A 9,231-nucleotide genomic window follows, 5' to 3' on the forward strand; every position below is an offset into this window, starting at 1 on the left:
CACCTAATAGAAACATTTTCTCTACCCCGTGCCTGTCCCGTGCCACCTACTGAGATCCCAAAAACCGTCCACCTTTTCCCCAAACGACCATGCAGACAAAGTTCCTTAATGCAATCAAAGGACATTCCTGGCGGTACTTCCTCGCAGTAGGCGCGATCGCCCTGGTCTACTATTGGGCGTCGCAATTCGCCATTTCCACCCTCACCCTCAGTTCAGAAATTTACCCGATGTGGCCAGCCGCAGGAATTGCCCAAGTCGCCCTGCTGCTGTTTGGGCGACAACTGTGGCCGGGAATCGCGATCGGAGGCTTCCTGTTCAGTATGAGCGTACCGTCGGCCAACATCGGCACGGCATTGATCTCGGCAGGCGCCAGAACCTTGCAAGCGTGGACGGGAACTTATCTACTCCAGGGCATTAACTTTAGCGCCAGGCTCGATCGGCTCAAAGACGTTTTAGGAATAGTCGGACTAGCAGCCTTGGGATCTACCCTGATCAACTCCACCATCGGCAGCATCGTCGTATGCCTGACCGGTTTATCGAGGTGGAGCAATTTTGGCACGATTTGGGGGACTTGGTGGGTGGGAGACGCTATGGGAATTGTGCTCGTTGCCCCGCTGCTACTGACGTGGCAACAATTGCCCAAAGTCCCCACCCATCGCAAACAGATAGCTGAACGAGCGATTTGGCTGCTGCTGCTGCTAGCACTCGGCTGGCTCGTCTTCTGCTCCCGCACCCGCGCCGCCTACGCCCGCTATCCCCTCGAATACTTACCATTTCCGCTCGTAGTTTGGGCTGCCTTTCGATTCGGTCAGCGCTACACGGCCCTCTCCAACCTCATCCTCTGCGGCTTCGCAATTTGGGGTATCGCCCGAGGCAGCGGCCCCTTCCTCAAGCACGCCAGCAGTATCCCCCAAGCACTGTTATCCCTGCAAGCCTTCATCGCCGTCATCGCCGTCACCGGCTTAGTCTTAGCTGCCACCGTCGCCGAACGTCACCAAGCAGAAGCCTCCCTGCGCGCCAGCGAAGCCAGCCTCGCTAACGCCCAACGCATCGCCCAGCTAGGCAACTGGGACTTAGACCGCAACGCCCAGCAATTGCGTTGGTCAGAGGAAATTTACCGCATCTTGGGACAGGAACCGGGAACTTTTGAACCCAGCCTGGAAGCCTTCTTGGAATACGTGCACCCTGAAGACAGAGAATTAGTCAAAACCTCGATCGAAGCGGCTTTATTTCAGCAACGGCCTTACAGCATCGACTACAGGCTCATACTCCGCGACGGCAGCAACCGCACAGTCTACGAACAAGCCGCCGTCACCTCCCTCTACATCACCAGCACCGTCCAAGACATCACAGACAGAAAGCAAGCCGAAGCCGCCCTGCGTTCTTCAGAAGAAAGATTTTCCAAAGCTTTTCACGCCTCCCCAGTCGGCATCAGCATCTGCACCCTCACAGACGGATGCTTCCTCGATGCCAACGAAAGCTTTTTGCGCTCATTAGGCTGGTTGCGGCATGAATTTATCGGCCGCACCGCCAACGACTTAGGAATATTCGTCAATTCAGAAGACGGGGGGCGGCTCGCCCAGATTTTGCAATCACAAAATTCGATCAGCAACCAAGAAATCAAAATTCGCACCAAAGCCGGCGAAGTGCGCGACTGGCTGCTGTCAGTGGAACTCATCCACCTCGGCAACACTCAGTGCGTTTTAATCATGACCACCGACATCACCGAACGCTTGCGTTCCGAAGAATTCCGCCGGGCCGCAGTAGCCGCCGAAGCTGCAAATCGCTCGAAAAGCATTTTTCTCGCCAACATGAGTCACGAACTCAGAACCCCCCTCAACGCCATCATCGGCTACAGCGAGATCCTGCAAGAAGACGCCCGAGACCTCGGTGCCGAAGAGTTCATCGACGACCTCCAGAGAATTAACACGGCCGGTCAGCACCTACTCGCGCTGATTAAAGATATTCTCGACTTGACCAAAATAGAAGCAGGGCGCACCGACTTGCACGTCGAAACATTCACCATTTCAACTCTGGTTGAGCAAGTAGTAACCACGATCGCGCCGATGGCAGACAAAAATAGCAATATGCTAGAAATACAATGCCCCGAGGATATTGGCTCGATGCAGACCGACTTGACTAAACTCCGGCAGTCTCTGCTCAACATCCTCAGCAATGCCGCGAAATTTACTTGCTCCGGCGCGATTACCTTCGCCGTTACCCGATCCGTCGAAACCCCCGCCGACGCTGCAAAGAAAGGCAAAAAACTTGGAGCGTATAGAGGAGGTGGCCAAGCTGAAAATAGCTTGTCTCTCTTATCTTCCGCTCAAGATTGGATCATTTTTACGGTCAAAGATACCGGCATTGGCATGAGTCCCGAACAGTTAGCCAGAATCTTTGAGCCTTTCACGCAAGCCGATTCTTCAACTACTAAAAAGTACGGCGGCACTGGCTTGGGGCTGACGATTACTAAGAAATTCTGCGAAATGATGGGCGGAGACATTACTGCATTAAGCGAGTTGAATAAAGGTTCTATTTTTACCATTCGGCTGCCAGCTATTTTCACAGACCTTTCGATCTCAACCGAAAAGTCGGACAACTAATATTTTTTTTGACAGTTATTTTCGATGCTTGCAGCTTTTGTTTGCCTCTCCAATTGGCTGATTATTTCGCTAGCCGAGCGGGAGATTTTGCACATAATTCCTCACATTATTAACTTAGTTTTTTAGAAGTTTTTATAGATAGAAATTTTAGGTTATTAGTAAGATCCTCCCCCCTCCCAATCCTACCCGCATCCTTCTGATGAAATAATAAATTTCCAAATAATTTAGAATTGCTATAGAGGTAGAAGATTAAGACGGGTTAGATCACCCTAATTAATTTATGAGTAAATACGAAAAGTGCTGAAATCGTTTCCGCTGGCATGGGAATAATAAATTTTCCTGTCCAGTAGCCTCGTCCGCGATCGTTTTTTTGCCGCAACCTAGTTTTTGAGGCTAAGTTCACTTGATTAATATTCCGAACAGTTTTTCTATAGCTCAAAGACTGATTATCGCTTGACATTGATTGAATCTGGATAATTAAATTAATGTCAGATCCACCCTTGTCTTGAATTTAATTAGACTTTTTTATGAGCCTTGCCCCGCGTAAGCTTGTAGTATCGTTACCCAAACTTTCCTGAGTATTGACTTGATAAGATGATATTATTATTATTTTTGAGCGTGCTGCCGACATTCAGAGGATTGGTTAGTTGACCAACCTTAAAAGTTCGGAGAATTTATAATTAGGGCAGTTTGAAAGATTTTGGAGAGGAGACACGATCCCTCGGCTTCTCAATAAAACCTGTGATAGACTTCGATCCCGTACTTGTCCCCTAACGGTATACCTACGTATATATACTATTAATTAAAAAGATATACTGTAGAAAGTTGCTTACAAAGCGCCAGAAAATATGCACCCCCACCTCCAGCGCCAACTCGAACAGCTCGGTTTAGTCGGCGAGTCTCCACCTCCCACTGCTGAGCAGTGGCAGCTTTTATTAGAGCAGGTAAGTTGTAGCTATGAGCGAGTTCAGAGTCAGCAAGAACTTCAGCAGGAAGATTGTTTTAACTTGGAGACGGTGGCATTAAAGGATTTAACTGACTCGCCCCAGTCCCCTCAAGACTCTCCAACAGCTTCAGAATTCGATCGACTGCGGGCGATTGTCAACAGTTTGGGGGCAGGATTGTGTATCCTTGACGCGAAGGGCTGTGTAATCTCGGTGAATGCAGAGGCAGAACGCTTGCTGGGGTGGCGAGAATCGGAACTTGCAGGCGTTTCTCTGCTAGAGCGCATCGGGAAGCAAAATAAAGGCAACAAATCCCAAGTTTTGACGGCTCCGAAACAGTCGCCCAGCAAGAGTGAAGATAGGCCGATCGCACCTACACTAGATTTACAAGAGGCGATCGCTTCCAGTCAACCTTCCAGCAATTGGGACGACGAGTTTTTGTCTCGCGACGGCAAGATTTTACCCGTTTCCTATTTTTTCCATCCCGCAGTTGAGGGCAGCGAAATATCAGTCTTGGTGTTTTTTGGCATTTTTGAGATTAGAGAACACAAGCAATCGCTCTCGATACTGCAAGCAGTTCTAAAATCTACAGATGCAGGAATTCTGGCGGTTGACAGAAACGGCAATATATGTAAATATAATCAGAAATTTCTAGAGATGTGGGGTTTGTCCGCCAGCCAAGGAAAGTTGAGCCGATCGACCTTGGGTACACTCAAAAACACGCTCAAAACAGGATTCCCCTTCGACAGGGAACAATTAAAGTACCCGCAAAGATTTCTCGAAAATGCGATCGAAGTGTCGGTAGATTCAGATACTAAAATCAGCGAATTATTAGAATTCAAAGACGGAAAAAGTCTTGAATTAAATTCGTTGCCATCAAAAATCGGAGCGAAAACAGTCGGTAGAGTCTGGAGCTTTCGAGACGTTACCGAACTCAAAAAACTAGAACAATCTTTGCAGTATCGAATAGAATTCGCTCAGTTGATTGCCAGTTTGTCAACCCATTTCATCACCCAGCCCTTATCAGAAATAGACAAAGGCATCGATCAAACCCTGGAAGCGGTAGCCACCTTGAGCGGGTTTGACCGCAGTTACATCTACCTGTTATCAGAAGACAAAACCCGCGCCGACAAAACCTACGAGTGGTGCGCTGACGGCATTCCTGCACTCAAAGACAGCACCTACAAACAAATAGACATCGCACAAATCCCTTGGATCGCAGAAAAACTCGATCGCGCCGAATGCCTTTATATTTCAGAAATCGGCGAACTCCCGCCCCCAGCAATCGCCGAAATAGCCTATTTTATCGGTCAAAATAAAACCGAATTCCAGACAGATTCCCCATCCCAAACAGTCAATCAAACAGCAACCGCCTTAATACCTTCGATGGGCGCTGCCCTAAATAATTTAGAATTAAAAAAACAGATAAAAAATATTCAATCGCTGATAATTATTCCCCTAATTTGTAGTAAAAACCTAGTAGGATTTATCGGATTCGAGGGCATAAAGCAAATAGCAGGCCGAGCAACCGAAATATCCACACAGCTAAAAATGGTAGGAGAAATGCTCGCCAATGTCCTAGAGCGCAAGCGAGCAGAAGCAGCCTTGAGACAATCCGAAACAAAATACCGCAGCATCTTTGAAAACGCAGTCGAAGGCATATTCCAGACAACGCCGACCGGGCACTACCTCACTGGCAATAGCGCACTAGCCAGAATTTACGGCTACGAATCCTGTACCCAAATGCTCGCCGAACTCACCGATATCAACCGTCAATTTTACGTTCACCCCAATAGGCGCGCCGAGTTTATGGCCCAATTGGGCGCGCGCGGCCAAGTGTCAAAATTTGAATCTCAAATATACCGCCGAGACGGTAGCAAGATATGGATTTCCGAAAACGCGCGCAGCATCTGCGACGAAAACGACAGCGTTTTGTACTACGAAGGCACAGTCCAAGACATCACCGATCGCAAACAGGTAGAATCCGCCATGCAGTTGGCCCTAGAAGCAGCAGAATCAGCCAACCGGGCAAAAAGCACATTTCTCGCCAACATGAGCCACGAACTCAGAACACCCCTCAACGCCATCATCGGTTACAGCGAAATGCTTAAAGAAGAAGCCGAAGAATTGGGTAGTTGCGAGTCTGTCCCCGACCTCGAAAAAATCTGCAGCGCCGGCAAACACCTGCTATCCCTGATTGACGACATCCTAGATATTTCTAAAATTGAAGCAGGCCGAATGGATCTCTACTTAGAAACCTTCGACATCCATACCTTAATTGAAAGTGCTGTTGCCACGGCCAGGCCGCTGGTCGAGAAAAACGGTAATACCCTAGAAGTGTACTGTCCAGACAACCTCGACACCATGCACGCGGACATGACCAAAGTGCGGCAAGTGCTGCTTAACTTGCTCAGCAACGCTGCCAAGTTCACACAAAACGGGAGAATTGCGATCGGAGTGGAAAGGATTAAAAATGAACAATTAAAAATGAAAAATCAAGAGGAATCTTCCCAAATTTTAATTTCCAACTCCGAATTTTTAAGTTTCCGCGTCGCCGACACCGGCATCGGCATGACACAAGAGCAATTGCAGCGAGTTTTCCAACCTTTCACCCAAGCTGATGCCTCGACTACCCGCGAGTACGGTGGCACCGGTTTGGGACTAGCAATCAGCCAGCGCTTCTGTCAGATGATGGGCGGCAGCATTGAGGTCAGCAGCACCTTGGGCGCAGGCACCACTTTCACCGTGCTCTTGCCGAAAGCCATCAAACAGCCGGAAATCCCCAACAAAGTCAACGACAGCACTAGCCCTCCGCACGCCCCCGCTGTCGGCACGGTGCTGGTAGTGGACGACGACCCGATCTCGCGGGATTTAATCCAGCGCGCCCTCACTCGCCAAGGACTGCACATAGAAGTTGCCGGCAGTGGCGAGCAAGCTCTCCGGCTCGCTAAGCAACTACTGCCAGACGCCATTACTCTGGACGTGATCATGCCCGGAATGGACGGGTGGGCGGTACTCTCAGCGCTGAAGGCCGATCCTGACCTTGCCGAAATTCCCGTAATCCTGCTATCCTTTGTGGGCAACAAAAGCCTCGGCTTTGCATTGGGTGCTTCGGACTACCTCACCAAACCAGTGGACGGCAAACGGCTGGCTGCCTTGTTGAACAAGTACCGACGCGACCAAGACGGTGTTGCAAGTAACAATTTGACCTGTCAGATTCTAATTGTGGAAGATGACGTTGCCACGCGCGAAATACTGCGATGCGTACTAGAAACACAAGGCTGGGCAGTAACGGAAGCTGACAGCGGACGCGCTGCTCTCGATCGGCTAAAAGTTGCTCGCCCGCACCTGATATTACTGGATTTGATGTTGCCAGAAATGGATGGTTTTGAGTTGATCGGGGAACTTCGCAAATCCCATTCGGGAGATCCTATACCGATTGTTGTGATCACGGGGAAAAACTTGACACCGGCCGAAAGCCAGCAGCTAAACGGCTACGTCGAGCGGGTGCTACAAAAGGGAGTCTACAGTTGCGATACTTTGTTGCGCGATGTTCGCTCTATAGTCAATAACAGGTTCGATCGCAGGTACGACTCGAAAGGCAAGGAGAACACCAATGGCTAAAATCCTGTTGGTCGAAGATAACGAAATGAACAGGGATATGCTTTCCAGGCGTCTGGCCCGCAAGGGACACGAGGTCTTTATTGCTGTTGACGGTGCTGAGGGAGTGTCGATGGCGCTCGCGAAAGTACCCGATTTGATTCTGATGGATATGAGTCTGCCGGTTCTCGACGGCTGGCAAGCAACGCAGCAAATTAAGGCGGCTCCTGAAACGAGCGCGATTCCGGTGATTGCGCTGACTGCTCACGCAATGGCGGGCGATCGTGAAAAGTGTCTGGCGGCCGGCTGCAACGACTACGACACCAAACCGGTCGAGTTTCCCCGACTTTTGAGTAAAATTGAAACGCTTCTGAAAGAGGCTATGACATGAAAGGTGACGAGGGCAGCGTGCTGGTTGTTGACGACAATGAGGTAAACCGCGATTTGCTGGCCCGCCGACTTCAGCGTCAAGGTCACGTGGTGAGTGTTGCTGAAGATGGTCTCCAAGCTCTGGAAATGTTGCGAACAGAGCCTTTTGATTTGGTTCTTCTAGACATTATGATGCCGCAAATGAACGGCTATCAGGTGCTGGAAAATCTGAAGGCGGACGAAAAGTTGCGCTACATCCCGGTGATTATGATTTCGGCGGTGGACGATATCGACAGTATCGTCCGATGTATAGAGTTGGGGGCGGAGGATTATCTTTCTAAACCGTTCAATCCGGTATTGCTCAAAGCTCGGATTAGCGCTTGTCTGGAAAAGAAGCGCCTGCGGGATAAGGAGCAGGCGTATTTACGGGAGTTGGCTGAGGAAAAGGAAAAGTCGGAGCGTTTGCTGTTAAATATTTTACCGAAGGCGATCGCGCAGCGCCTCAAACACGGGGAAAGTACGATCGCCGACAGTTTCGCTGAGGTAACAGTGATGTTTGCCGATTTGGTCGGTTTTACTAAGCTTTCGGCTCATTTGTCCCCGGCCCAGTTAGTGGAGTTGCTCAACGAGATTTTTTCGGCTTTTGACGAGTTGGCCGAGCGCTACGGACTTGAGAAAATTAAGACGATCGGCGATGCTTATATGGTGGTTGGCGGTTTGCCGACGCCCAGCGACAACCACGCCGAGTCGATCGCTGAAATGGCGATCGACATTCTAGCAGCAATGACAAAGATGCGTACCAAGGGAGGTCAGCCGCTCAGCATCCGCATCGGCATCCACACAGGCCCGGTAGAAGCTGGGGTAATCGGTACTAAAAAATTTACTTACGATTTGTGGGGAGATACGGTAAATACAGCTTCCCGGATGGAATCTCAAGGCGTCCCCGGCAGCATTCAGGTGACAGTTGCTACCTACGAGCGCCTGCGGAATAAGTACGTTTTTGAGGAGCGCGGCGTGATTCCGGTGAAGGGGAAAGGCGATATGATGACTTATCTGCTTGTGGCCCGAAACGCCTCATGACAAATGACCAAATGACCAATTACCAAATTGACAAATGAGCGTAAATTCTAACCTTTTAATGTACGCCCAATGGGCGGGAATTCTAACAGTAGCCTTGGCTATTCTAACTGTTATAGCATTTATCTTCAAATGGGGTTTTCGCTTCCGATTGGTAGGAGTGACAAGCTTTATGGGCGTGATTGCTGCCAGTATATTCGGTCTCGGTTTGGGACTGTTTTCCCGCACAGAAATTCCAGGTGCGGTGCGCTATTCTTTAGTTTACGATACTGGCGGCGCTCAAACAGTAGTTACTGTGCCACCTACGATCACCGAATCGGAATTAGAAGCAACGATGCGGCAAGCGGCTGCGGATTTGTACTCTCCAGGGCGCTCTGGGCGGGGCAGAGACTACATGACCATCCGGGTTCGTACAGTTGTACATCCTGAACCTGGGCTGTCGCAGCCGCTGTTTTTGGGCGAGGTGAGGCGATCGCTCGCGACTCGTTATGACGACAAAATGGCGATCGAAATCTTCCCCGAAAAAGTTGCTATTCTGAAAAAATATCAAGCCTGATAAATCCTGTAGATACTGTCTTGACCTGTCAAGGGGTAGCAGTCAAATAATTAGGATCGAAAGGCTTTTGGGACTTTAAAAT

5 protein-coding genes are annotated in these 9,231 nt (G+C 49.6%); all 5 read left to right on the forward strand.

Annotated elements, in window-relative coordinates; all coding sequences use genetic code 11:
* Positions 1-89 precede the first annotated feature (89 nt).
* Positions 90-2,603 (forward strand): MASE1 domain-containing protein, encoded by a 2,514-nt coding sequence (locus QUA33_RS21465; protein ID WP_333151000.1) that lies wholly within the window; start codon positions 90-92, stop codon positions 2,601-2,603.
* Positions 2,604-3,451: 848 nt separating this feature from the next.
* A complete protein-coding gene (locus QUA33_RS21470) occupies positions 3,452-7,171 on the forward strand; it encodes a response regulator (protein ID WP_333151002.1) in 3,720 nt (1,239 codons plus the stop codon).
* Positions 7,164-7,538 carry a response regulator gene (locus tag QUA33_RS21475; RefSeq protein WP_333151004.1) on the forward strand — a complete coding sequence of 125 codons (375 nt, stop codon included), beginning with the start codon at positions 7,164-7,166 and terminating at the stop codon, positions 7,536-7,538. The genes QUA33_RS21470 and QUA33_RS21475 overlap by 8 nt, the downstream gene beginning before the upstream one ends.
* Complete coding sequence (locus tag QUA33_RS21480) at positions 7,535-8,596, forward strand: adenylate/guanylate cyclase domain-containing protein (protein ID WP_333151006.1); 1,062 nt, start codon at positions 7,535-7,537, stop codon at positions 8,594-8,596. The genes QUA33_RS21475 and QUA33_RS21480 overlap by 4 nt, the downstream gene beginning before the upstream one ends.
* A 34-nt stretch (positions 8,597-8,630) precedes the next feature.
* Complete coding sequence (locus QUA33_RS21485) at positions 8,631-9,149, forward strand: Ycf51 family protein (protein ID WP_333151007.1); 519 nt, start codon at positions 8,631-8,633, stop codon at positions 9,147-9,149.
* The last annotated feature ends 82 nt before the right edge of the window (positions 9,150-9,231 follow it).

The sequence above is a fragment of the Microcoleus sp. Pol14D4 genome, assembly GCF_036701245.1.
Lineage (GTDB): Bacteria > Cyanobacteriota > Cyanobacteriia > Cyanobacteriales > Microcoleaceae > Microcoleus.

Coding starts and splice junctions, on each gene's coding strand:
- QUA33_RS21470 (WP_333151002.1), top strand. CDS start 3,452: ATGCACCCCCACCTCCAGCGCCAACTCGAACAGCTCGGTTTAGTCGGC.
- QUA33_RS21480 (WP_333151006.1), top strand. CDS start 7,535: ATGAAAGGTGACGAGGGCAGCGTGCTGGTTGTTGACGACAATGAGGTA.
- QUA33_RS21485 (WP_333151007.1), top strand. CDS start 8,631: ATGAGCGTAAATTCTAACCTTTTAATGTACGCCCAATGGGCGGGAATT.
- QUA33_RS21465 (WP_333151000.1), top strand. CDS start 90: ATGCAGACAAAGTTCCTTAATGCAATCAAAGGACATTCCTGGCGGTAC.
- QUA33_RS21475 (WP_333151004.1), top strand. CDS start 7,164: ATGGCTAAAATCCTGTTGGTCGAAGATAACGAAATGAACAGGGATATG.